This window comes from Paenibacillus sp. GL_099_B (assembly GCF_057835695.1).
Map to the genome: position 1 here is coordinate 5,258,486 of NZ_CM174430.1, position 25,067 is coordinate 5,283,552.

Consider the following 25,067-nt stretch of genomic DNA (forward strand, 5'->3'; position numbering starts at 1 on the left):
TTAATCCAAACTCCGTAACTGCCCCATACGTTCACACTCTTCCTTTTATGTTTCAAGCTTCACCCAGATATGTTTGTAATCGATTTTCCCCCATGCATTTAAGGCAATGCCTTCAAGCATGGGGTGATGCTGGGCTCTCTGAAGACTGTGATACAGAAAGATGACATTTGATGAACTTTTGAGCTTTTCCTGAATGCCCAAAAGCAGCTTCATTCGCTCATCCGAGCTTGGTTCTCCCATGCATACTGTTAACTTGTCATCCACATATGCGGTCAATTCCGGGCTGAGGTGATTACGCAGGAAACTGAAACGGGATTGATACAGCTCAAGCAGGGTCAAGTCTGCCTGCTCGCCAAGCACTTCTCCGGCCATGACCAGATCCGCCTGTGCCAGCACTTGGGGATCTGCCAGATGCTCAATCGGGAGCTTCACCACATTCAGTTGAACCCCCATCTCCTTGCATTGCTTGCTAATCCATGCTGCCGTTTTTTCATTCTCCAACCATTCATACGTGTACAGGTTCAGAGACTGTCCCTCATAACCGGATGCCTGAATCCGTTTTTTTGCTTCATCCAGATCAGAACCCGGTGTGTAATCCTGCTGCACTTCACTGAGCACAAATCCTTCCGATGCACACTGCCTGAGACCACCCAGTTCCTTAATCATTCGTTCTCGATCCAATCCCAGATCCATGGCCCGACGAAATAGAACATTCTGATGAATCCCTGCTTTGTTCAGATTAAAGGTCAGATAGGTGCTGCCATTCTCCAACTGGCTGAGAGATGGTTGACTCGTTGACCCCTTGCTCGCACCCGAATATAACAGCTGCATATCCCTGCCTGTCCTGTGTGATCCAGGCTGTCCTTCATAGTCCGGCCACACCCACATCTCAATCCGATCCAGATGAGGACGCCCTTCAAAATAATGATCATTCGCTTCCAGAACAAGCAGGGATTCATTATTATTGATCATGCGGAAAGGGCCCGTGCCAATTGGCAGTGCTGAGAAACATGCAGCTTTGTCGGGACCTCCCAAATCTTCAGGCACGATCGAACAGCGATCTGTACAGAGAAAAGCAGGAAATACCGCATTAGGCTGGGCAAAATAAAAATCAATGCAATATCTCCCGGGAGTCTGTACATCTGTGATTAAAGAAAACATCCATTCCGAGGATGTCCTTCCTGACATACGTGCAAATGTAAATCTCACATCCTGTGCAGTCATTTCCTGACCATGGTGGAACCGTACTCCCTTACGTAAGTAAAATCGCCAGCGGGATGATGATTCGTCCCATTCCCAATGATGGGCTAGTCCAGGAAGAATACGTTTTTCCTCCGGATCAAATATGAGGAGTGTATCAAAGATCTGCCTTACCCAATGCGATTCAGTACGCCGCTGAACCCACGCCGGGTCCAGATGAGGAACTGGCCGATAAAAGGGGAAACGCAGCACCTCCCGTTCCTCTCCATCTGTGCGCAAGATGCCCAACTGCCGTTCCAGCCAATCGGCGAAATCATCCTTCATTCGCTGCGTACCGGAAGAATCAATTAGACGCCATGCTTCATTCAACTGCTCATTCTCCACAAGCTGCTTCGCTTTGGCTGCAAGTAGATCCGACACCGATACGTGAAAAGACATTCGGGATACATTGCCTCGTCCACGACCGGGTATCCATGTCAAATAACCGGATTCCGTCAATTTGTTCAGTACAAGCTGTGCATTGCGCCTCGAACAATTCAGCAGTTCAGTGACCTGATCCATCGTAACTTCAATCATTTCCTGCTCAGGCACGGCCTCAAAGTGGGTGCGCAAGATCAGATAATGCTCTTCAGCGTCCATCTTCACTCTCCTAAAAGGCGAAGTTGAATTATTGAATGCTTCGCTTTTTCTTCCTCTTTTCCAAAAGTATAATGGACCTCATTACCACACGTAAAGAGGAGATTGTTATCCATGTCTGAAATCAACGTACACTCCACACCTGTCACCACGTCCGCCCCATCCGTATGGAGAAATCCAAGCTTTATCATTCTGTTTGCTGCCAGCGGCATCATTGCTCTGGGCAATCAAATCTATGAATTGGCTCTACCCCTCATCTTATATGAACTCACCAAGTCTCCTGTAGCGATGTCCACCATGCGTGGCATTGAATTTCTGCCGAACCTGTTTCTCGCCATGTTCATTGGTGTACTGATGGACCGGGTGCATAAGAAATGGTGGTCTATTGGCTCCATCGTGTTACAGATTATCCTTCTGCTCGTGCTGTTTCTGTCTTTTCAATATGGTCAACCTTCCATTTATGTACTCTACGGATGCGGTTTTATTCTGATGACACTGAGTTATGCTTTTCGCAATGCATCAGCAGGCATGATCAAACAATCGGTGCCCACACCACTGCTAACGTCAGCCAATGCGGCTCTGGGTTTCACCACAACGTTAATCACCATTATGGGTGCCGCCCTGTCCGGAATGCTGTTGATGTTATCCAACCTGTATACGGGTCTGTTAATTACGGCCATTCTGCTTGCGGTATCCTGTATCATTCTATTACCACTGCACTCCGCACCTGTGCCCAGAGGAACATCTCCTCAGGGCTTCTGGGTTGACTTTAAAGAAGGCTGGATCGAGCTACGTCGCAACCATATGTTACTGGTAATCAGCATTACGGTCATTTTTCTCAATGCCACCTATGGTATGGTGGATGCAACCGTCATCTTTTATGCCAAAGACACATTACAACTGCGTAATCTGGAGCTTGGACTTGTATTATCTGCTGCCGGAGTAGGTGGTTTAATCGGCAGTCTGGTAGTAAGCTCCCTGCGCAGCAAATATTCGGCTGGCATGCTAATTGTGGTGACCACACTGCTTCAAGGCTTCGCCTTTCTGATTCTTTATTTGTTCCACTCCACCTACGGACTTGCAGTGGGTCTATTTCTATCTGGTATTTTCCAAACTATCAGCACGATCTGCATCTGGACATTCCGCCAGGAGTCCACACCACATCACATGATTGGTCGGATCAGCGGGATTACCGGATCTCTGTTCAAGCTCGGCATGCCCTTGGCTATATGGGGGAGCGGCTGGATCTCCGAGCTATCCAATCCTGCGTTGGTGTTCGGCATAGCCGCAGCAGCGAATGTCATCATTTTTATCTGCTGCCGCTACAGTGTACTCTGGGACCGAAAACAAAAATAACTAGCAGCATCTACAAACAGGTGGCGAGATCACACTCGCCACCTGTTTCGCTGTTTCTGAGCACCTCTCCCCATTCTGAAATTCTATGAGCATCTTACGCCCTATTTCACCATTCAAATCTGCTATAATCGAACTTCATAGCTATTTATTAAGGAGGAATCATCTTGTATCGTATAACTACAATTGCACTCCTGGCCCTAATTCTGTTCGCAACCGGTTGTCAGAAGGATGAGGCTTCATCCGTCCCTTCTCCCGATGCTGTGCAGATACCGGATACCCAGAAGATGTATTACATATCACCACAAGGAAACGATTTGAACAAAGGAACCATTCAATCTCCCTGGAAAACGTTGCAGCACGCTGCCGACCATGCTACCGCGGGAAGCACCGTTTATTTGAGGGAAGGTGTCTATCACCAAAAGGTCAAAATCACTCGAAGCGGTAATTCCTCCGGCAATCCAACCCTGTTTTCCAGCTATCCACAGGAGAAGGCCATCATTGAGGGTGAAGGTCTATCGGTACGCGGCATAGAGGGTTTGATTGAAGTCGAAAATGCCAGCTATATTACGATTCAAAATCTCGAAATTCGCAACTTTACAACCTCACTTCGAGGACAAGTGCCTACTGGCATATACGTTCACGGGGCAGGAGAACACATTCAACTCCTGGGCAACACCGTTCATTCCATTGCCAATGATGCTAAACCTTCAGGACCGGATTTACAGGGCAGGGATGCCCATGGAATCGCGATTTATGGTACGGAGCATCCCCAAGCATTGCGGGATATTATCATCAAGGATAATGAATTGTATGATCTCGTGCTCGGTTCAAGTGAGTCACTCGCAGTCAACGGGAATGTGGATACGTTTGCCATACTGGACAATACGATCCATGATACCGACAACATCGGTATTGATCTGATTGGGTATGAAGGAACTTCGGAGGACGACACTTACGATCAGGCGCGAAACGGGATTGTACGGGGAAACGAGGTCTATAATGTTTCTTCCAATCTTAATCCGTCTTATGGAACAAACCTCCCCAATGACAGCAATTCTGCCGGTGGAATCTATGTAGATGGAGGCAAAAATCATATCATCGACCACAATCGGGTATACCGTAACGATATCGGAATTGAGATTGCTTCGGAGCATGCCGGGCGTTCAACCAGCAACATTACGTTACAGGATAATCTGATTTTTCATAACAGGCTTACAGGCATCGCCATGGGCGGCTATGATGAGGAACGCGGTTCTACTGAGGACAGTACGATTATGTACAATACGTTAGTGGATAACGACCTGCTGGATGCAGGCAATGGGCAGTTATTCTTGCAAGCCCGGACGAAGAACAATACGTTCAAACGAAACATTCTCGTATCGGGCAGCTCTGACGTGCTCATTTACAATGAATACACCAGTAATTCGGGGAATGTGTTTGATCACAATGTGTACTACTCCTCTGCACCACAAGAAGAGGCGCTGTGGGTATGGAAAAACACGGAGTATTCCGGCTTCACCTCCTACATGGAGGGATCAGGAAATGACGCACATTCATTGTATGTAAACCCCGAATTTATAGATGACGCCAACGAAGACTTCACTCTCCAAGCCAATTCACCTGCCCAGGGATATGGATATATGAGCCATGAGTAACCGGATAATGCCGGTGAATTAATTCTACGATTCGTTGTCAAAATACGTTCTAATCGGCTGAGGCATGGCGGAAAAAATTAATTCGCCCAGTTCGGCGGGTGTTTCCCTCATGCCATTTTCAAGCCAGTCTTTGGTGACATTGACTCCTCCGTAAGCGTTGAACTGGATCGCAAAAACAATATCCCGAGGCAACGAGGCGAGACCCATTTTTTTCTGAATATGCTTGGTGTGACACTCTACCGTATATTGAAAAATAATATTATAGAATGACACATGTGTATCGTCGTCAAATACTTTTTTGAAATAGAGATAATCCTCTTGGATAAACGCTACGATTCTTCCGGCTACTCGTCCCCAGGGCTCCTTCTCAATATATTGATTAATGATTTTATCGGCTTTGTCACTATAGATCCAGGCAATCAGGTCGTACTTACTCGAAAAATGATAATAGAACATCTGTCTGCTTACCTGACAATGATCCGTTATGTTCGTAACGGTGATGGATTGAATCGGATTCCGTTTGGCCAAATCAATCAGGGATTCAGCCAGAAGTTCTTTGGGAGTGATTCTTCTAAGCATATGTATCTTCCTCCTGAGGTTCTAACGATGCCATGAAAAACATGGCTGTATTCTTTACATATCGACGCATTTGTCCAGTTTTTTTACACTCTATCAAAACAGTCTATTATTATTTAAGATTCTTTAATTTATACTTTGATGTGAAAGGGGAGTGGGGATATATGGATTCCAAAACAATCAAAAATGTAACCGTTAATGCCTCAATGACCACCGCCAATGAAGACGCCCGTAAAAACATGGATGTCATTATAGAATTTTTCTCGCTATATCTGGGAGATACAGACCGATTTTACTCACTGTGGGTTGAAGACAATCCGGCAGTTATCACGCCATTCACCACAGAAGATGTAGCTGTTCTGCACGACTCTGTGCAGGAAGGATGGGATGCAGTAAAAAGCTTCTTTAACCCGATCTTCAACGATATGAAAGGTACGTTTGAATGGACTATCGATGAGTTCATGGTCGGTGAAAATCCGAATACGATCATCACCAAAACACGCAGCAACATTGATATCACTGCCAACGGCCCATGGGGTAAGGATAAAAAAATCAAGTATAACGGTATTTACGTGCAAATCTTCAAATTCGAACATAACAAGATCAAATCGTTTGAAGAATACTACGATACCGCTTTGTTAAATAAACAGTACTCCTAAAAGAGATTTAGGTTGATATCGATTCATATCGTTGAAACTCTAATCAAACCGAAAAACGCTCAGCCACGATTGTGGTTGAGCGTTTTTCGGGCTTTAGGTTTTGGTCCAAAGGCATAACGATGCAAATCATTATTCAGCGTCGTCGGTTATTTTTTCGACCAGTTTCCGCAAGCCATGATTGGTTTCATTCAATTGATCGATCACATTCATAAACTCTGTGACCAGTTTGGCCTGCTCTTGTGAAGAAACTGAAATCTGGGCAATCTCCTGCTCCATGCTCAGCACGGATTTTTTTACAGCGTCAAGAGACTGCTCAATCCGTCCCGTGGCTTCTTTGGTCCCTGTGGACATTTTACGGATTTCCGTGGCAACAACCCCGAACCCTGCCCCAGCCTCGCCGACTCGTGCTGCTTCAATTGCCGCATTCAAGCCGAGCAGATTGGTCTGCTCTGAGATCTCTTTAATGTAAAGAACAACCTCATTAACGTTGCCAGAGTCTTCAACGGCCCGTTTTGTATTGCTCAAAATCTCTTCGGATGTCGCACTTAATTCCTCGGAATGAGCAGCTACATGCTGGATTCCCTCAATAAGTCTGCCTGTAACTTCGTCTGCCTGATTCATCAGTTTCTTCAATTGATCCTGGGTATCCATACTATATGTAATACATATGACTGCTTCTATCTCGTTCTGTTCGTTCTTAATCGGATGAAAATAGGAATCCGCAGCGATACCAAATAGTTCGGCTGGGTAGTGCTCCCTTGTTTTCGACTCATTCTGTAACATCTTAAAATCCCTGTGAATATCAGGAAGTGAATCCCCTGCCTTGAATTCATATTTCAAAGCATTGCCGGATTCGAAAAACAGGAACTTCTCCCGATCCATGACCGATATGGAAACATCTTGACGTGCAGCTTCGCGAATAAATGGCATAGCAGCCAAAACAGCTTCAACCTGATTCATAATGATGTTCTCACTTCCTCTAATATAGATAATAGTCCTAAATATTATATCGACAGTTATCAATCAATTATGAAGGTTCAATACCATTAATCGCTGCTTCGGCCGCATGGGTCACCCGATTTCGCCCACCCGTTTTGGAGGCATAGAGCGCCTTGTCCGCTTTTTGAAACAAAGACTGATCTGTATCTTCCTGCGAAACCGTAGCTGCGCCAATACTCACTGTAATGTTATACTCGCCCCAATCGGCGGAATCTACCTGTGAACGATATCTCTCCGCTGTAACCACAGCTTGCTCTCGATCACAATCCGCAAGAATAATAACAAATTCCTCTCCGCCATAACGCGCCACCACGTCCGTGCTCCGTGACACCGATTGCAGCAGGCCTGCCAGATTGCCCAGCACCAGATCTCCAATTGGATGTCCATACGTATCGTTGATACTCTTGAAATGATCAATATCAACGACCAGAAGGGAGAAAAGACACTGAGTTTCCCGGAAGAGTGCCAGGCTTTCCATCATTTTATCCTGAAAAAATCTGCGGTTCCTGAGTCCGGTGAGCAGATCCGTCGAAGCCATCGTCTCCAACTGATCATTCACTTTGATTAACGCCTGCTGCTTCACCTTGTATTCTTCGTGCAGTCGTTCAAGCTCCTGGTTCGCCTCATTTGTGGCTTGATACAGTTCCTGAAGCTTCGTTTTGGTGTTCATTATATCCTTCTCATGTTCAATTCGCTTACGCATCACCACAACCACACAATCCACTACGCTTTCCCCATCACGAGTTTGGCGAATCCCGTTAAGCAAAACTGGAACATCCTGCTGATCACTGGTGCGAAACGTAAAGTACATCTCGTTCACATGTCCATATAACTGGATGTAGGGATAGAAATACGTATGAAAAAAAAGCTTGTTGGTCACCGACATGGTGGACTCGATATGCCGTCCCATCAGCTCATTGCGTTCATATCCCAGCATGGTCAGCAGGGTTTGATTAACCGTTCTTATGATGCCCGAGTCAGAAATGGAGAAGTATCCACAGGGTGCCATATCTAATTGTATATCCATGGATTAACTGCCTTTCTTCCGAGTTTTATGCAATCGTTACATAATCCTTGATTAATCGAATCGTTTCTTCCGGTTGACTGAGATGCGGGTAATGCCCCTTGGCCGTCATCTGCTGAAGCCTGCTGTTTTTCAGATGAGCATGTAGGTAATTCCCTACTTCAACAGGAGCAATGCTATCATCGGAGCACTGCAGAATTAATGTAGGTACCGAGGCCTGATCCAGATCGACACGACAGTCGGATAAAAACGTCACCTCCGCAAATTGTCTCGCAATATGCGGATCTCTTGAACAGAAGCTTTTTTCCAACTCTTCCGCCAGATCTTTCCGTTCCGGATTCTGCATAACAATTGGAGCAAGATAACTCGCCCAACCAATAAAGTTCATCTGCATCATCTCCAGCAACTCATCAATGTCACGTCGATCGAAACCGCCATAATAACCCGGAAGATCATTTACATAACGCGGGGAAGGCCCCAGCATGACGATTTGCTTGAAGTATTTAGGTTCGTGAATGGAAGCAAGCATGCCAATCATGCTGCTAACTGAGTGTCCAACAAATATGACATCTCTTAAGTCGAGCGCTTCCATAATCTCCAGCACATCCTGGGCATATCCTTGAAGATTGCTGTATTTGTCTGCATCATAATAGTTAATTATGGATTCACCTGAGCCTACATAATCAAATAAAACAACTCGGTAGTTCTCCGTAAAACTTGGAACAATATAGCGCCACATATCCTGATCACACCCAAACCCATGTGCAAACATAATCGTTTGGCTGCCTGTTCCCAACACTTTCACATTGTTACGCACAGGGACGTCAATCGTCATCCAAATCACCTCTCTGAGGTAGTATCCTTTTGCTTTGATCTATCTGGTTATTATATCGGAAAATGTTGGGTTATGGATAAGATATATTAATTTTCATGACTTTGGATACATAAAGAACAATCCACTCTGTATGCCAAAAGGCGCTCTCACCATAGGCATCAATCATATCGTACACCCACTGTGTACCTGCCTTCGGAAAGGTTTGATTGCTGCTTCTTCATCGCCATGTTCACAGATTAATGTAAACGTATTCACCATTAACTAACTACAGGGTGTAAGCTTTTCCCATTTTGATATATGATTATGCTTATGACTATGAATGAATGTAACTGTTTGAAAATAATCCTAACACCAGGAGGGATCAGACACCAATGGAACAGCTGAATGCCGCCCTAATCCGTTTTGTGGAACAGCAAGATTTATATAATGAAGCTTATGGACTTTTCAAAAATCATGATCTGCGTCCTCGTGAACAACAACACCAGCCGGAAGTGGACGAACGAATCCCGCTCTCTCCAGAGCTCCAATATCTGTACAGCTACTACGAGATGATGGATGAGCAGGCCAATGGCACACTCAAAATGAAAAATGCAGCCGTCGAGATCGGTGATGCAGCTCTGATCTCCTTTGTTGCACCTGAACATCTCCATCATCAGCAACTAGGTCACCGCTGGATCGGCATGAACGAACCTTATGAGGAGTCAGCCTCTTGGCAAAAAAATCATGTCGTCATCGCGAATTTTAATGATGATCCATTAATCGTTGATACAGCAGCACCGAACTCGCCTGTATATGCTGCTTTTGCAGGTGAAGAACCTCAGCTTATTGCCGATTCATTAACAGACTTTTTCAATGCACTGGTCGTCCTGATTGAAGCTGCACGGGCCTATGCCGGAGAATTAAAGGACGACGAAACTTATGAAACCAAACCCGAGTATCTGGAGCATGTCGATCCTATATTGAATGATTTACTGGGAGAAGAGCATACTGCACATTTATTCGAGTATTTGTCATTTCGTTAAAAGTAAAAATCAAAGAATACGGAGGGTTGAATCATGATCTATGTTGCTTTGCTTCGGGGCATTAATGTGGGCGGGAATAACAAAATCAATATGAAGCAGTTAAAAGAAACGTTTGAGCAAGCTGGCTTGCTGGATGTGGTGACATATATCAACTCAGGCAATATTATCTTTGCCGATCATCAGGAACGCGTGGATGCGAATACGGAATTATCCCAGATTCTTGAACAAGTCATAGCTGTCGATTTTGGCTTACAGATCAAGGTTATGGTACGTAATCTGGATGAAATCCGAACTGTTATTCAGGCACTACCGGAGGACTGGACGAATGATGCCATGGCCAAAAGTGATGTCATGTTCCTCTGGGATGAAGTGAATGATGCTTCAGTTCTGGACAAACTGCCCATTAAACCGGAAATCGGCACATTGCTATATGTTCCCGGAGCCCTTTTATATTCCGTGAGTAAAGAACTTGTCACCAAAAGTGGTATGAGCAAGCTTATAGGCTCCAAGGTCTACAAATATATGACGGTCCGGAACGTGAACACGACCCGCCAGATTTACAAGCTGATGCAGGCTGTGGCTGAGAGATGATCAAGGCCAAGTGAAGTGTCTTACCAGTTTTCAAAGCTTATGTATATCGGAGGTGGATTGCATGAATGATGAGCGGACATGGATCGTTAGCATAAAATCTGTGGGGCAGGAGGAATTTTATTTTGCCCCGCATACGGCTTGGCAGGTGCAAGCACAGGGTTTTCGAGTGCACTTCGAATCAGATCACGGAGTCAAGCTGCGTGCTCAAGATCAGATTTTGATAACGGTTGGTGAGGTTGGAACAGCAGGATGGGCCGCATTTATTGGAACGGTAATAGAATTCGGACCTGATTCGATCCTGCTGTACACAAGCCCCCAGTATGAATCACGATTGATGGAAGCCTGGCAGTTTGAAATGATCTTCTCACCACTCAATTCCATTGAAGGTGCCCAGAACGTGATCGATACGTTGGGGTTCTTCCCACCCTTTCACTACGATGAACTAACAAATGTGAAGCTGGAAAACGCGGATCAAGGCGATTGGTCTGAAAATCTGTCCTTGACGATTACGCATACTTCCACAGACGGGTTGGAACAGCCCCTCTACTTTAATTTTGAAGACGTCCAGTTTAAGAACATCTCTCCCGCCGAGGAAAGCAATGTCTGCTTGCAGCTCAGCTTCGCTTACGAGGGTGAACAGATTGGCGTGCAACTGGACGCGATAGCCGGATTCGCAGCGACATTCCTCTGCAGCAAAGTCGTGGTTCAGTTAGGCTAATAACCTTACCCGGCTACGGAACTGGTTTGATTTTTCCTTACCCCCAACATGACTGCACCCATGACTAGAACCAACAGGGCTACCAGCATGAACGGAATATGTTTATCCACCTGGTACAGCGTTGTTGTCAGTAAAGGGGTGATCACGGCAGATATGCCTTGAATCGCTGCAACCAATCCGGCTGCGCCACCCTGCTGTTCTTTGCTGACCGAAAGAGAAGCTCCCGCCATGAAACCAGGCATCATCAGACCCGAGCCCATGCCGAACAGGAAGAATGAGAGATAATAGACAACCAATTGACTGGAGATCAGAAACAAAACCATGCTTGCGAGCAGAAAAAGGGACCCGAGCAAAATCATCGGCCGCGGCTGCCATTTCAACCACTTCATCTGGATCACCTGCATGATCAGCATCGCAGCCCCGGAGAACATCAGTCCGAATGAGACCATTCTGGCTGTAGCCCCTGGAGATAATGAGAGCTGATCCTGAAAATAAAATCCGCCGACAACCTGTAACGTCATAATGCCAATCATCGTAACCAACCCGGCAGCAAGATACATACGCAAACCGCGTTGGAGCGGGTTAACCTTGGGCGCTTTCTCTTGAATGACCGGCTTGGCAGCAGGAATGAGTAACAAAGCAATGATAAACGCCGCTATCGCAATAAAAATACCAAAGTAAAGCGGCCACAGCAGACCGATAATGGTAAAAGCACCTGCAATCGCAGGGCCAAATACAAGTCCCAGCCCATTGGCGGCACTAATAATCGCCATCCCGCTTCCCCGCTCTTCCCCTTCCGTTACATCCCCCATATATGCCTGAGAAGAGGATAAAACTGCTGGAATGAACATACCGATCAAGCTCCGCGTTACAATCAGAAGGGTTAACAGAAGGCCTCCTCCGATCCACGCATTTAATCCACTATACATCGCCAATGCAAACAACGCACAGCTTATGGACATACCTATGAATCCAATCAATATGATTGGTTTTCTGCCTTTCAGATCACTGAATCTGCCCCATACCGGACCCATCACAGCCATGGCTATGGACCCGAGTGAAATAATTAGCCCGGAATGACTTTCTTTCATCCCCAGCTCACGAATAAGCGGCGGCATAATGGGAGCAATAAGCATAAGACCCAACATGGCTGCAAATACGCTAAAAAAGATACTTCCTCTGATTCTGTTCACGCTCATACACTCCTTTATTTTTCAGTACAGTATCCACTGTACCTGGAGTATACAAGGCTGAGAGAATCTCGACTGCCTCCATACGGAACAATTAACGGTTAGACGGATTATTAATATATTTTTTTCATTTCCGATGGCTTCACACCGAATTTGCGATAGAATTGCTGGGAAAAGGCACTGATGTTACTGTAACCAACCGCTATCGCTGCCTCAGTGACGTTGTTCTCTTGGCTGCGCAGCAATTTCATGGCGTTATCAAGACGAATCTGGCGCAAATATTCAAATACGGTAGTGCCGAACAGCGCCTTGAAGCCTTTTTTCAATTTAAAATCGTTTAGACCCACCTGTTTGGACAACGCCAGCAGGGATGGAGGATCCACCATGCAAGCCTCCATTATCTCCCGAGCGATATGTAACTTCCGTATATCCTCTCTGGAAAATCCCGCAGGAATTGGCGCCAGATCAAACAGCTGAATCATAAACCGATTCAATATCTCCAATGCGGTCGCTTCCATCATTAAGGAAGATCTATAGGGGTTGTTCAATTCCCCAATCAGACTGTCAATCATCGTTCGAATTCTGTAATCCAGCTGAAATATGATCGGTTTGAACACACAATGTCCCAAAATGTCCTGAAAACGAATGGACTGGCTGGTTGCTAATTGTGCACCCGCATAATTGAACAACGAGATCGGAATCCCGATGGCAAAAGAAGTATAGTTCTCCTGCGCAGGCGGATGAAACCAGGCTTCAAAATCACGCATCATGATGAGTGCTCCCTGTCCAGTGGGCAGAGTATATTGCTGACCGGATATGTCTACATAGCGCGCACCTGACAAGGCAAATTGCAGCTCAATGATGGGAATATTCGATGCAAAGAACGTAGAGCACGGTTCACTATAATTAATCTGAGAATACACAATTTCGATACCACTATACGTGGTTACTCTTTTTATATTGCCACTGCCCGCTTTAGCAGAGAGCAGGTACGTATTTTCATCTTGCTGACTGAATGGTTCCTGCGTTAAATAATGTTGATATACAACGGCTAACGAATCGAAACCCATGTGTTCTCACCTCGTCTATAACTTGATCATGACTCTCACAAAGAGATTTGTTTAATTGAGAATAATTCTCAATAATTCTACCTCAATTTCTCCTTTTAGACCAGCCCCATGACGAAACCACTACACTTCATACCGAAAAAAATCCAGAAACCGCCTATAGAAATGGAATCTTCACATTGAAGAATGAGGAGATACGCCCGCAACTAAAAAAGGACACGAGAGATCATTCTCTCGTGTCCTTTCGCATGACTTATTCCCAGAAAAAGCGTCCGGCAAATACCTTCTCCGTCAGCAACTTGTATGTCTCGTCTGGCAATTCTTTTTTCATTTTCGCCATTACGGCATCCTTGCCTTCATTATATTGCGTGGACATGCCGATCTCGGATGTAGTATTGGTTGCGTCCAGATGCATAATTGGTGCTTTTGCATTTTTTGTCCAAGGAGTCCATTCGGCCAATTCCGATGATCCACCACGATCTGGACTGCCTGTATAGAGGAACTGCTTCAGATAAGCTGCCATCGCTGCAGACAATGCCTCACGGCCGGGTTTATTCTGTTCACTAAAATAACCTTCAGGGAAAAGGTCGGCAACGCCGTCTGTGTGTCCTGTGTAAAAGTCCATATCCGCGCCATGCGGTGCGCCCAGCAACGTTTGCAGTCTTTCGGAAATGACCCCAGGCTGTGTTCCCCATGCAAAACGATAGGCGTATACAGGTGGCTGTCCCGCTTCACTCGTCAGGCGTTCAGCTACGCGCTCTGCATTGAAGCCTGCATAAGCCTCACTGCCATATTTCAGAGCTGCGGCATACAGTTCCGCCTTGGTTTCATCTGTAAACAGAGTTTCATCATGAAATGAGGGTACAAAGTATGGATCACCGAAAGCAAAGCTGGAAAACTCGGTTTCCAAACTGCCCAGCAGAACAGGAACTTGTGCATAATTACCGCTGTTGATAGCATCGAAACCCTCTTTCGGAATAACTGTGCCTTCACGGAACAGATGTGGGAATGGCTGCATACGAATCGCCGTTGAACCATACACAGTGACCAGTTTGTCCGCAGGCAACTCACGCAAATAGCTGGACAGCTGTGCCTGAGACTGCTTGCCGATCCATGTTCTCGCATGTTCAATAGAGGTCACTTTACCCTCTTGCACGAGCAATTTCACAAGTGCATCCTCGGATTTTTGCTCGCCTTCCTCCGGTGCAGCCGTTGTCAGGCCACCACTGAAAGCAGCTGCCTTCTGAAACAAACCTTTGCTCAGTGGCGAGATTAACGCTGCCAGAACATTACGTGCTCCTGCCGACTGCCCGGCCAACGTAACATTGCCTGTATCTCCGCCAAAGCCTTCGATATTATCCTGTACCCACTGCAGTGCACGGAATGCATCAAGCAAGCCATAGTTGCCCGAATCATCAAGAGCATTTCCGGTTTTTAATGCAGCATTTTGAAAGAACCCAAGAGCTCCCAAACGATAGTTCACCGATATGATAATGCTGTTCGTGTTACACGCAAGCTGTTCACATTGAAAATCCTTGCCTGATCCGGTCATATTCCCGCCGCCGTGCAGAAACACCATAACCGGAAGCTTCGAACTGGTTGTATTTGGACGCCAAATATTGAGATACAGTGAGTCTTCACTTCCTGCTGTAGTTTCGCCGGATAACTGCAAGCTGCTCGCAGCAAATTCCTTGGCTGTTCGAGTTCCTGTCCATACATCCGGTTCACGCGGCGCTTTCCAGCGTAGTTCACCTACCGGAGGTGCTGCATAAGGAACGCCTAGCCAACCGAGCGTACCGTATTGTTCATAGGTTTTTCCGTCAATGGCTCCATATTTCGTCTGCTGCAATGTTTGAGGTTTGAACCCCTGATCTTGTTTATGTTTCATCCAACTCTGCTCCAAGGTTCCGCCGCCATTTTTGAGCTGTTCCTGCAACGCTTGTGCAGTCGTCTCAGCCAACTGGCGATTGGTGCGTTCGCTCGTGCTCTTGCCCTGAAGCAGTTCACCCCCTTAACCGATGCGTAAGTGGAAGCCTATCCTTGATTGTAGTTATATCTTTCTAGAGCGTTCGTGCCAATCTCTCCAGCAGTTCCACCGCAGGAGCTAAAACTGCTTCATCAATATCGAATTCCGGATGGTGATGCGGAGCAGGTAGCTCGCTGCCAATGATCATATACGTTGCTTTCCCACCTTGTTCCTGTACACGCCGAATCATGTAACTGGCATCCTCACTTCCGAGTGAAGCACCATCCGAAATAGCCTCCGCATGGGTAAATCCTGCGATGCCTTCACTTTGCTGCACAGCAAGCTCTGCAAGCTCCATATCACAGCGAATAGGGACTGCACCGCCGATGACTTCAACCGTGGAGCTTAATTCATGCATCGCCGCGCTGTGCTCGATGATCTGATGGACCCGTCGCTCCAGCTCACGATTCGTTTCTTCACTCGTTGAACGGGTTTCAATCACCATCCGTGCGTGCTCGGGTATAATATTAGACCCCGTTCCGCCTTCAAGAATACCCACATTAATGCGGGTATCCGCCGTGCTAAACCGAGGCAACGCATGAATATTAAGAAGTGCCGTAGAGGCTCCCAGCAAAGCATTCCGTCCTTCCTCCGGTGTGGCTCCGGCATGAGAAGACACACCTGTAAAATGGGCTTCCAGCTTGGTCGTTGCCAGGAATCCGGCAGACGCCCCTCTCACATGACCGGATGGCACACCTGTACCCAGATGTATGCAGAACAGACGATCTACCTGTTCCAGCATGCCTTTTTCGACCATGGCATACGCACCACGCACACCTTCCTCAGCAGGTTGGAACAACAGACGGATCTTCCCGGCAAACTTTCGATTACTCAAACGTTCTGCAAGTGCAAGCCCAATAGCTGTATGTCCATCGTGTGCGCAAGCGTGCATAATGCCTTCATGATTGGAGCGAAATTGCCTCGATTGTGGTATATGCTTATTTGACTTGCTCTCACGGATCGGAAGTGCATCCATATCGAAACGGAACGCCGTAGTTGGTCCCTCCTGTTCTCCTTGTAACTCAGCGACAACCGCCGTGAACCCACCCCGCATCTGCTGCACAATCGCTGGATCTGCCCCTTCATCGATGGCACGTTGATAAGCATCTTCCAACACTTCAGGCTTTGGCAGACCTCGCCGCGATGTGTCATCAATTGCATCTTTTCCATAGGTCACACGGTAACCCAGTTCCGTTAACATCTGCACGACTTTGGTAGCCGTACGGAATTCAGTGAATCCCAGCTCGGGATGTTCGTGAAGATCTCGCCGAAGCGCAATAATATCAATCATGGTCACTCACCTCTCTCATCCAGCTCTCTATTTCATCATACATACACCTTTACACTACGAATTCTATACCACAGCTCGCTAATCCTGTTTCGCGATTCTTCTACACACGTGCTTCACGCCCATATTGAGAGAAAGCTTCTTGCTGCATATCCGCTACCCCTTTGCCCGTCCCGTCAACAAAAAAGCGCCGGCTGATTGAAACACCTGATCCCCTCCATAATGAGATGACAAATATCCAAAACCTATCCAGACGTGCTTCTCTAATCGTAAAATTTACATTTAGTTAATCGAGTACATGCGCTCATTTATCATTGATTGTATACACTGGTTTTGGATACCAAACTATACATATCATTAGGAGGATTTGTTCATGTTAAATCGATTCAATACCCGTGCTGCCAAAATGATGCTCGCGGTTACGACCATTGTTACAGCTACGCTGGGAGGCAGTAGTGCAGCTTGGGCTGTGGAAAACACCACCTCATCTGCTTCACCGATCAAAAATGTAATCATCCTGATCCCGGACGGTATGGCGAACGACGCAACAGCTTTGGCTCGCTGGTACAAAGGTTCCTCTCTTACACTGGACTCCATGGCTAGTGGCATGGTTCGTACACACTCTGCGGATGCGCCGATTGCGGACTCGGCCCCTGCGGGAACAGCTTTTGCTACAGGTCACAAATCACATACAGGGTATGTCGGAGTACTGCCTGATAAAGCAACGATGCCTGGACAAAAAGCCATCGCACCGGGAGATGCGAAAAAACCGGTTGCTTCTATCCTGGAAGCATCCAGACTGGCAGGCAAAGCAACTGGCATTATTGCGACATCTGAAATTATGCACGCCACACCAGCTGACTTCTCCGCCCACTATCCGGATCGCAAAAACTATGATGCATTGAGCAAACAGCAGGTCTATAACGGTATGGACGTTGTTCTCGGTGGAGGAAGCAGTTATTTGGAGCCTGCGGGACGCAAAGATGGCGAAAATCTGGTCTCATCCATCAAAGCACTGGGCTACGATTATGTGACTACTCCGGTAGCGATGAAAGCTTCCACTTCAGGCAAGCTGTGGGGGATGTTTGCCCCGGCAGGCATGGCTTATAATATGGATCGTGATCCAGCTAAACAGCCAAGTCTCGCCGAGATGACAACTAAAGCGATCGAAGTTCTTTCCAAAGATGAAGATGGCTTCTTCCTGATGGTTGAAGGCAGCAAGGTCGACTGGGCAGCACATGCCAACGATCCAATCGGCATTATCAGTGATGTACTGGCATTCGATGATGCCGTCAAAGTAGCCATGGATTTTGCCAAAAAAGATCAAGAAACTGTCGTTGTCGCTGTCACGGATCACCAGAACGGTGGATTGACCATCGGTAATGCTTCAACGACAGGCACCTATGATAAAGAGCCGTTGTCCACATTTATCGGACCTCTGAAAAAGGCCAAGCTAACAGGCGAAGGTTTGGAATCCAAGCTGGATGCCAAACGCACTAATATCAAAGCTGTGATGAAGCAATACTATGGCATTACCGACCTGACTTCCGAGGAAATCGCTGCAATTAAAGCGGCCAGTCCCGGCAGCCTCAATTATACGGTTGGACCGATGATCAGCAAACGTTCCGGCATCGGCTGGACCACTGGTGGTCATACGGGCGGAGATGTTGTGCTGTATACGTACGCTCCGAATAATGATCGACCTTTCGGTGTTATCGACAACACGGATGTAGCCAAATACATGGCACGTGTGCTGGACCTTGACCTCGACAGCGTGAGCAAACAATTGTTTGTGCCCGCGAAACAGGCTTTTACTGCCAAAGGAGCAACGTACAAGCTGGATCTGACGGATGCCAAAAATCCGAAGATCCTCGTAACAAAAGGTAGCACCAAGCTTGAACTGCAAATCTACAAAAATATCGCGCTCGTTAATGGCAAAAAGACAACACTGGATGGCGTGATTGTCTACAATGGCGTAGAAGCCTTTGTGTCACAGGATGCGATTGATCTGATTCAATAAAAAAAGTGCCCGCTCATTGAACGACACTCTTAGCCAAACTGCCCAAGAATATTCTTGGGCAGTTTTTCGAATTCACTTTTAAATCCAACTTCTATATGTAAAGGTAGCGTAGTATGGTAGGCCCACGCACAAGCTTATCGTATAATAAGCATAACGTTGATAAATATGACGTAAAAAAGGAGAGACTCATGATGTTGATCAGATTAAACTGGATCACACTGCGGGTACGCGACCTGGAAGCATCGCTCCGTTTCTACCACGACATGCTAGGGCTGCCGATTCAGCGCAGATTCGAAAGCCGCGGACGGCAGATTGCCATGCTCGGCCCTGAAAATGAAACAAAGTTGGAACTGATTGAAGGTAGCGAAACCACTCTCAAGCCAGAGGCCGGTGTTTCGATCGGCTATGAGGTAAGGTCGCTGGACGAAGCCATGGAGCAGCTCGCTTCATTAGGCATCCCGATCGCACGAGGCCCCGTCCAGCCCAATCCGCATCTGCGGTTTATTTATATTGCCGACCCAGATGGCTTCGAAGTGCAGTTGGCCGAACATGCATAATTAAGGCGCGAACATATTTGAGGCTAATCTAAATAAGTGTATGTTTCACGATGACTGACCTGTTGTGTGTGGATCCAAACCTGCACGCGCACCCCACATAGGACGGCGTCAGCGCACTGTTGTGCATGTTTACAGCTTCATCCGACGCATCAGCGGCACACCTACGCGATTCAAAATCCGTTCAAGCAGCAGCCAGCACCGGCGTCTGCTCATTGGCAGATGGCGCTCATACACGGCAGAATACTCGAAATCCGACACAGCGCCACGGTTGCGTTTGAACTGCGCAGCACCAGCACTCTCATGCAACAGATGGCCGTTCTCACGGGCCTGTCCAATCAGGCAAGCTGACAGCATGCGGTACAGCCCGATGGACTGGGGTAGCGCCGTATCGTAACCGAACAACGGCGTTGTCATCACCCCATTTCGACAGAAGTATCCCATAATCGCATCTATGCGCCCTTCCTTCCGCAGACCATACAAGGTCAGCGCTCCCGAAGCTTTTGCTGTCGCAATGAACTGTTCACTGAATTGCGGATTATCATAAGAGTATTTTTCAAGGTATAGCAGCCTATACAACTCCGCGATTCGCGGAGTATCTTCCTCCGTCAGATTCGCTCCGGAAACGAATTCATATCCATGTTTGGTCAACAATTCGTAATCCCGCTTCAGTAGCCAGCGCGACTTCGCATTGCCGAAATTTGGATCATTCGCCCGGTACAGATAGATTTGCCGGCTCGGAATTAGTTGACAGCCTACTTGCTTCAGCTCTCCCGTCAGATCAGAGTGAAGCCCTGTGCACAAGGAACGAAATACGACGGCATGCTCAGGATAACGTTCCCTTACTGCTGCAAGCAGACAAACCGCCTGCTCTCCTGACATGGCAGGATACAGGTTTGTTGATAACAGCCAGTTGTTGATATGTACAACTTTGTTTATTTGTGATTGCCGCATCCCCCACCCCACCACACTGAGCAGCGCGAAAAGCCCTTTTTCCAGCAACGGTTTCCGAAGCAGCATCAACTCCTGCTTGGCATACCGCACATAATGCGTATAAGGCGAACAAACGTAAGAATTTTCATACTCTGCATCATTTACCGTCAACGGAAGCACTAGATCGTCAATTCGAGCAATGAGTAAGGTTGTGTTAACATTTATAATGAAGTCCCGTGTCCCTTGTAACATCATAGGTTCCAAATACGCTCTTGCATCTCTAGCATCCTCGGTGTTAGGCCAGTCCATATCTTCGAGCGAATTCCGATCATAGAAACGAACGCGACTATCGCTTCTTTCATTCTTCGCTGGATCTGTACGATCGTGGCTATCCGACCTTTTTTCCTTTACTGCATTCTTCACGTTCTGCTCCCCCAATTGCCCAAACTTCCTGCATCAATCGTTTTTCCACAAATTCTTCTTCCCATTATAGTGGGCCTGGATGAACATCCACAATTGTTTCGTTTTCAACAGCCAGAGAGATCATCCCATCCAAAAAACAACCAAGCCTGCCCCCACATCATGCTTGGAGACAGGCTTAGTAACTGAACTTCGAATATAAATTGGTGTGATTAGGTGATTCCGATGCAGTAAGCCAGCTTCAGCCTGCTTTATTTTACAGCGTATCAGTAGTAGAACGTACCTCGTTCTTGTCCGATACCAACTCGTTCAGGTCCACAATCAATTGCTCCAGTTCTCCGAAGCTGTCAACCATCTTCTGGGTCAGATTGCGCTGTTCTTCCATACTGGCAAGAATTTCTTCCGCAGCGGCACTCGATTGCTGGGTCACACTTGAAATCTCCGAAACCTCATTAACCACTCTTGTAGAGGATTCCCTCATGGTGACTGAACTGATCTCAATATCTGCGGCCTGATTCAATACTTGCTGAGAATTGCTGTTGATCGTACGGAAAACTTCTTCTGCCGTTTGCACACTGTCTTTTCCTGCTTCCAAAGCGAGTCGAATACGCCCAAATCGATCCATCAACGCCTGTGTCTGTCCTCTCAAACGGGACAAAATAGCAGCAATATCACTAGCCGAATGGCCGGAGTGTTCTGCCAGCTTACGAACTTCCTCCGACACGACTGCAAACCCGCGTCCATGTTCACCTGCACGGGCTGCTTCGATCGCTGCATTGAGCGCAAGCAGATTCGTCTGGTTCGCAATATCCGAGATGCTGTTAAGCATTAGAGACATGGACTCACTTTCCTCGTTAAACTTGCTCATATCATCGGCTGTGGTATTAATCGTTTCATACAGCTCCTGCATCTGAACATTCAGTTGATCCATCTGTGCACTGCCTGTTTCCGTGCTCGTTGCCATGCTGGCTGACAGTTCTTTCATCTGAAGTGAATAGGAAGCAACATCGCGAATATGCTGATCCGACAAGGACAAGGACTCTGAAATTTCTGCTACACTAGTAGCCTGGAATTCAACGCCTTTGGCCACTTCACTGAATCCCAGCGTCACTTCATGGGTAATGGAGCCGGTGTCGGTTACTTTTTGCTTCAGTTGGTCCGTATAACGAGATAGGCCCTCTACAGATTCTTTGACCCTAACAAGCATTGTTTCCACTCTCAATTTGGAATGCTCCACCTCTTGCCAACGGGCCTCGCTATCCCAAAAGAGTCTTTGATTCAACTGGGAAACCATCATCAGAATAGCTCCGGTAAGTGCAAACAATCCTACATCAACAATATGGCCAATAAACTCCTCGGAGCTCTTTGTTTGCACCAGAACAACCTGAAGAATACTAATAGCAAGCAACACGAGAAATCCGGTTGTGAACAGTTTTTTGTCGGGATAGAGCAATAACACTGAAGTGATAACCAGACTTAAAGTGATGTTAACACTTCCCCAGCCTGCATAGACGCCACAGATTGTAATCAGGAGTGTACAGAGCCACGGGATCACATGAATATACTTCTTTTTGATATTGGCGTACGTTACCCAACCGGTGAATAAAATAGCTACCCCACTCGAAACAAGCAGCTTGGGTTCCAGAAAGGCCATACCAAAACCGATGGCAACAATAACCCACAGGATGATACAAATCAGCTTGTTCCTTTTCCAGATGATTTCATCATAACGATTCATGAATTTCCCGTCCTTTTTATCAATTAAATACGATGGTGAAACATTTCTGTACTATTTTTTATCAGTCTATGGTCCTTGCTTATAGTTAAATCGCAAAATCCTAGGGCTTTGTTATAGTACATTAGGTCTTCATAAACATGAAAACACACTTAATATATATCGGATTTTTATTATAAATTTTTAATATATGAAGGAATATAATATGTACTAATATTTCAGATATTTTATTTGGTTTTCTTCATAGTAAAAATCCGGCCGCTTGCCTACCAACGTTATGTTGAATCCTGATCGTTCAGATTGCAAATTCAACCTTTTTTTGCAACAGGAGTCCCGGTATAAGATAAATGAAAAGACGACACAAAGTCATCTGCAAAAACCATGACTTTGTATCGCCCTTCTTCTGAATCCTATTTGATTTTCAATTCCAGCTTGTGTTTCTCAGCTTCCTGCAAATCATCGTAAACTTTGCCCGGTTCAGTTGGTATTTTCAATATAAGCGATTGAGGATCGTCCAACATATTGCTGCTGTAGTATAAAATCATCCCGTCTTCTGTTCCGCTACCTTGATACATTAAAAGCTTGGTCTGCTTACCATTCTTGGTTATAGATACAATCTCGTAAGGATGTACTGATTCACTTATAGATTGTTTGGTTTGGAAATCAATCTTTTTATTGGGTTCATAGACAAGTTTGGCTCGTATAATGAGTGGAGACATCTCGACTTGGGATAACATCACCTCATGGCCGTCAATCGTAAATAACTGATTAAGTTTTATAATTTCCGTCTTGGGAACCGAAAATTTGGGGTCTAAGTCAAAAGAGATATTCATCAGATCTGAATATCGCATTTCAGGTCGCTTTGTCCCTGTTTTTGGGTCTGCAATCTTCCCTGGATCGAGGGAGACGATTTGAAAGTCGAGCATTAACTTTTCAGGAAATGCATCAGTTTGTTTGAGGTTAATCGCAGTTCGACCATATATGATATGGTTTCCTTTGGGTGCTTGCACTCCCCCCGCATTACTATCCTCAAATTTATGATTGGTCAGCATGTCAGTTGCCCTGGAACGGTTCACCGAATATATCTCCTGGGAAGCATCCGTCTGGGCTGTGTACAATACGATCATCTTGTTTTCATCCGCCATCACTGCATTGACGGTTAACTGATATATTCCTGATTTCACAGAACGATTCACGAGCTGCACATAACCATTGTTAATTGCGGATGAAATCGTGTTGCCGTCTCCATCTTTTCCAGCCAACTCCCGAAAAGGTTCAAGAACTCCCCAATTCTGTGCAGGCGGGCTGTACATTGCCTGTTGTGGTGTAGAAGCGCCAAGTGGACCCATCAGCAGCCAACCGGCTGCCAGAGCTGTTACGAGCACCGCCGTGATCCACTTTAATTGCACATGACCTGTCATTCGCCGAGTTCTTGCCTTTGCCAGACCTCGCTGAATGGCAAAGGCCGTGTCCGCCGGATTTAATTGCTGTCTCTCCAGCTTAACCTGGGAAGCATCTGCGAAAAGTGCCTGTTCCTCCGGACTAGTTGTCATGCCAATCCCCCCTGTTCTTCATCTGTTTCCGTAACAGTTCCAACCCTTTATGCTGCCAGGTTTTGATGGTGCCCTCCGGTTTGCCGAGAATGGAGGCAATCTCAATCGACGTCATGTCATTATAGTATTTCAGCAGTAGTACATGGCGATATTTGGGTTTGATTTTCTCAAGCATGGACCACATCGCAAGTCTATTGTCGCTGCATCCTGCACTGCCAGACTCGGATATCGCCTCCTCCAACCCTTCGCTCGGCAGTGGTGTTGCCCGTTTGCGACGCCTTTGTTCATCAATGCACACATAGATCAGAATACGTATAATCCATGATTTGAACGCCTTCTCATTTTTCAGTGAGCGACGCTTGATCCAGGCCCGGCATGTCATCTCCTGTACGGCTTCGAGCGAATCATGACGATTACGCAGGTAACTGTAAGCTATGGAGATCAGCGTTTCCTGATGCTCCATAATGGATTGGACAAATGCCGTCTCATCTTCGCTCTGTATAAACAGCATCTTTTTCATCTCGGCTTTGGTTTCCACCCCGCAATCCCCTCCTTCTCTCTCTTTCTGTGGTTTAAGACGGATGAACAAGCCAAACCGTTTTTTATTTATTTTCCATCACAAAAAAAGCCCCGCCTAATCCTTGAGGAGGAAGCTCTTGTATTAATTTCCGCATCATTATTTAAAGTTCAAACCATTCCAGCTCATTATCATCCTGATTCGCAGCTGCTTCCATCTGCCTTAGCCAGTTTGCTGCGATGTCACCCCACGTATGGAACAGACAATAGATGTACAACTCTCCCTCCACAATATCATCCATTCCCGATGCCACTTCAATCGAGACTTGTAGAGCTTCAGGCCAGGGCGAACCCTCCTGAAGCACCGCAAACCCATCTTCATCATGCTCCAGCTTATACAGATCAGAGAAGGTTAAGGAATCCGCCAGTCGCTTCACAATCCGAGGTAAAATGATAGAATTTGTTGTTCTAATGCCATATTCCCAGCCCACATG

22 protein-coding genes are annotated in these 25,067 nt (G+C 46.4%); 8 read left to right on the top strand and 14 right to left on the bottom strand.

Annotation, left to right across the window (positions count from 1 at the left end):
• Positions 1–45: 45 nt before the first annotated feature.
• Positions 46–1,839 (bottom strand): SgrR family transcriptional regulator, encoded by a 1,794-nt coding sequence (locus AC3ITG_RS23910; RefSeq protein ID WP_489251557.1) that lies wholly within the window; start codon positions 1,837–1,839, stop codon positions 46–48.
• A 111-nt stretch (positions 1,840–1,950) separates the two neighbouring features.
• Between AC3ITG_RS23910 and AC3ITG_RS23915 the strand changes: the two genes are divergently transcribed.
• Both AC3ITG_RS23915 and AC3ITG_RS23920 read left to right on the top strand, forming a co-directional pair.
• Positions 1,951–3,192, top strand: coding sequence for an MFS transporter (locus tag AC3ITG_RS23915; protein ID WP_413372841.1), 1,242 nt, complete (start codon positions 1,951–1,953; stop codon positions 3,190–3,192).
• Between the two features lie 164 nt (positions 3,193–3,356).
• On the top strand, positions 3,357–4,847 hold the full coding sequence (locus tag AC3ITG_RS23920; protein WP_413372842.1) for a right-handed parallel beta-helix repeat-containing protein: 1,491 nt from the start codon (positions 3,357–3,359) through the stop codon (positions 4,845–4,847).
• A gap of 24 nt (positions 4,848–4,871) precedes the next feature.
• Here the strand turns inward: AC3ITG_RS23920 and AC3ITG_RS23925 are convergent, their stop codons facing one another.
• On the bottom strand, positions 4,872–5,426 hold the full coding sequence (locus tag AC3ITG_RS23925; RefSeq protein ID WP_413372843.1) for a TetR/AcrR family transcriptional regulator C-terminal domain-containing protein: 555 nt from the start codon (positions 5,424–5,426) through the stop codon (positions 4,872–4,874).
• Between the two features lie 161 nt (positions 5,427–5,587).
• Between AC3ITG_RS23925 and AC3ITG_RS23930 the strand changes: the two genes are divergently transcribed.
• A complete protein-coding gene (locus tag AC3ITG_RS23930) occupies positions 5,588–6,082 on the top strand; it encodes a nuclear transport factor 2 family protein (protein WP_413372844.1) in 495 nt (164 codons plus the stop codon).
• Positions 6,083–6,211: 129 nt separating this feature from the next.
• Here the strand turns inward: AC3ITG_RS23930 and AC3ITG_RS23935 are convergent, their stop codons facing one another.
• The 3 genes from AC3ITG_RS23935 to AC3ITG_RS23945 all read right to left on the bottom strand — a co-directional run bounded on the left by AC3ITG_RS23935 (position 6,212) and on the right by AC3ITG_RS23945 (position 8,940).
• On the bottom strand, positions 6,212–7,042 hold the full coding sequence (locus tag AC3ITG_RS23935; RefSeq protein WP_413372845.1) for a methyl-accepting chemotaxis protein: 831 nt from the start codon (positions 7,040–7,042) through the stop codon (positions 6,212–6,214).
• A 67-nt stretch (positions 7,043–7,109) separates the two neighbouring features.
• Positions 7,110–8,108 carry a sensor domain-containing diguanylate cyclase gene (locus AC3ITG_RS23940; protein ID WP_413372846.1) on the bottom strand — a complete coding sequence of 333 codons (999 nt, stop codon included), beginning with the start codon at positions 8,106–8,108 and terminating at the stop codon, positions 7,110–7,112.
• A gap of 25 nt (positions 8,109–8,133) precedes the next feature.
• A complete protein-coding gene (locus tag AC3ITG_RS23945) occupies positions 8,134–8,940 on the bottom strand; it encodes an alpha/beta fold hydrolase (protein WP_413372847.1) in 807 nt (268 codons plus the stop codon).
• Between the two features lie 371 nt (positions 8,941–9,311).
• Between AC3ITG_RS23945 and AC3ITG_RS23950 the strand changes: the two genes are divergently transcribed.
• From AC3ITG_RS23950 to AC3ITG_RS23960, 3 genes are all read left to right on the top strand, one after another.
• The gene (locus AC3ITG_RS23950; RefSeq protein WP_413372848.1) at positions 9,312–9,962 is read left to right on the top strand and encodes a hypothetical protein; all 651 of its coding nucleotides are present in this window, start codon (positions 9,312–9,314) and stop codon (positions 9,960–9,962) included.
• Positions 9,963–9,995: 33 nt separating this feature from the next.
• Positions 9,996–10,553 (top strand): DUF1697 domain-containing protein, encoded by a 558-nt coding sequence (locus AC3ITG_RS23955; RefSeq protein ID WP_413372849.1) that lies wholly within the window; start codon positions 9,996–9,998, stop codon positions 10,551–10,553.
• Between the two features lie 61 nt (positions 10,554–10,614).
• Positions 10,615–11,271 carry a hypothetical protein gene (locus AC3ITG_RS23960; protein WP_489251558.1) on the top strand — a complete coding sequence of 219 codons (657 nt, stop codon included), beginning with the start codon at positions 10,615–10,617 and terminating at the stop codon, positions 11,269–11,271.
• 5 nt (positions 11,272–11,276) lie between these two features.
• Here the strand turns inward: AC3ITG_RS23960 and AC3ITG_RS23965 are convergent, their stop codons facing one another.
• The 4 genes from AC3ITG_RS23965 to AC3ITG_RS23980 form a co-directional block, all read right to left on the bottom strand.
• Entirely contained in the window at positions 11,277–12,464 is a 1,188-nt protein-coding gene (locus tag AC3ITG_RS23965; RefSeq protein ID WP_413372851.1) for an MFS transporter, read from the bottom strand.
• A 110-nt stretch (positions 12,465–12,574) separates the two neighbouring features.
• Complete coding sequence (locus AC3ITG_RS23970) at positions 12,575–13,531, bottom strand: helix-turn-helix transcriptional regulator (RefSeq protein ID WP_413372853.1); 957 nt, start codon at positions 13,529–13,531, stop codon at positions 12,575–12,577.
• A 250-nt stretch (positions 13,532–13,781) separates the two neighbouring features.
• The gene (locus AC3ITG_RS23975; protein ID WP_413372854.1) at positions 13,782–15,416 is read right to left on the bottom strand and encodes a carboxylesterase/lipase family protein; all 1,635 of its coding nucleotides are present in this window, start codon (positions 15,414–15,416) and stop codon (positions 13,782–13,784) included.
• A gap of 172 nt (positions 15,417–15,588) precedes the next feature.
• Positions 15,589–16,845 (bottom strand): amidohydrolase, encoded by a 1,257-nt coding sequence (locus AC3ITG_RS23980; RefSeq protein WP_413372857.1) that lies wholly within the window; start codon positions 16,843–16,845, stop codon positions 15,589–15,591.
• A gap of 403 nt (positions 16,846–17,248) precedes the next feature.
• Here AC3ITG_RS23980 and AC3ITG_RS23985 point away from each other — a divergent pair, with 403 nt between their 5' ends.
• Entirely contained in the window at positions 17,249–18,862 is a 1,614-nt protein-coding gene (locus tag AC3ITG_RS23985; protein ID WP_489254522.1) for an alkaline phosphatase, read from the top strand.
• 188 nt (positions 18,863–19,050) lie between these two features.
• Positions 19,051–19,419: a VOC family protein gene (locus AC3ITG_RS23990; RefSeq protein WP_489251559.1), complete on the top strand. Its 369-nt coding sequence runs from the start codon at positions 19,051–19,053 to the stop codon at positions 19,417–19,419.
• A gap of 129 nt (positions 19,420–19,548) precedes the next feature.
• On the opposite strand, the gene AC3ITG_RS23995 is transcribed toward AC3ITG_RS23990, so the two are convergent.
• From AC3ITG_RS23995 to AC3ITG_RS24015, 5 genes are all read right to left on the bottom strand, one after another.
• Positions 19,549–20,772, bottom strand: a complete 1,224-nt coding sequence (locus AC3ITG_RS23995; RefSeq protein ID WP_489251560.1) for a GNAT family N-acetyltransferase — start codon at positions 20,770–20,772, stop codon at positions 19,549–19,551.
• 253 nt (positions 20,773–21,025) lie between these two features.
• A complete protein-coding gene (locus tag AC3ITG_RS24000) occupies positions 21,026–22,507 on the bottom strand; it encodes a methyl-accepting chemotaxis protein (protein WP_489251561.1) in 1,482 nt (493 codons plus the stop codon).
• A 407-nt stretch (positions 22,508–22,914) separates the two neighbouring features.
• Complete coding sequence (locus AC3ITG_RS24005; RefSeq protein ID WP_489251562.1) at positions 22,915–24,057, bottom strand: DUF4179 domain-containing protein; 1,143 nt, start codon at positions 24,055–24,057, stop codon at positions 22,915–22,917.
• Positions 24,047–24,595: an RNA polymerase sigma factor gene (locus AC3ITG_RS24010; RefSeq protein WP_489251563.1), complete on the bottom strand. Its 549-nt coding sequence runs from the start codon at positions 24,593–24,595 to the stop codon at positions 24,047–24,049. The genes AC3ITG_RS24005 and AC3ITG_RS24010 overlap by 11 nt, the downstream gene beginning before the upstream one ends.
• Before the next feature lie 142 nt (positions 24,596–24,737).
• A complete protein-coding gene (locus tag AC3ITG_RS24015; RefSeq protein WP_489251564.1) occupies positions 24,738–25,064 on the bottom strand; it encodes a hypothetical protein in 327 nt (108 codons plus the stop codon).
• Positions 25,065–25,067 lie beyond the last annotated feature (3 nt).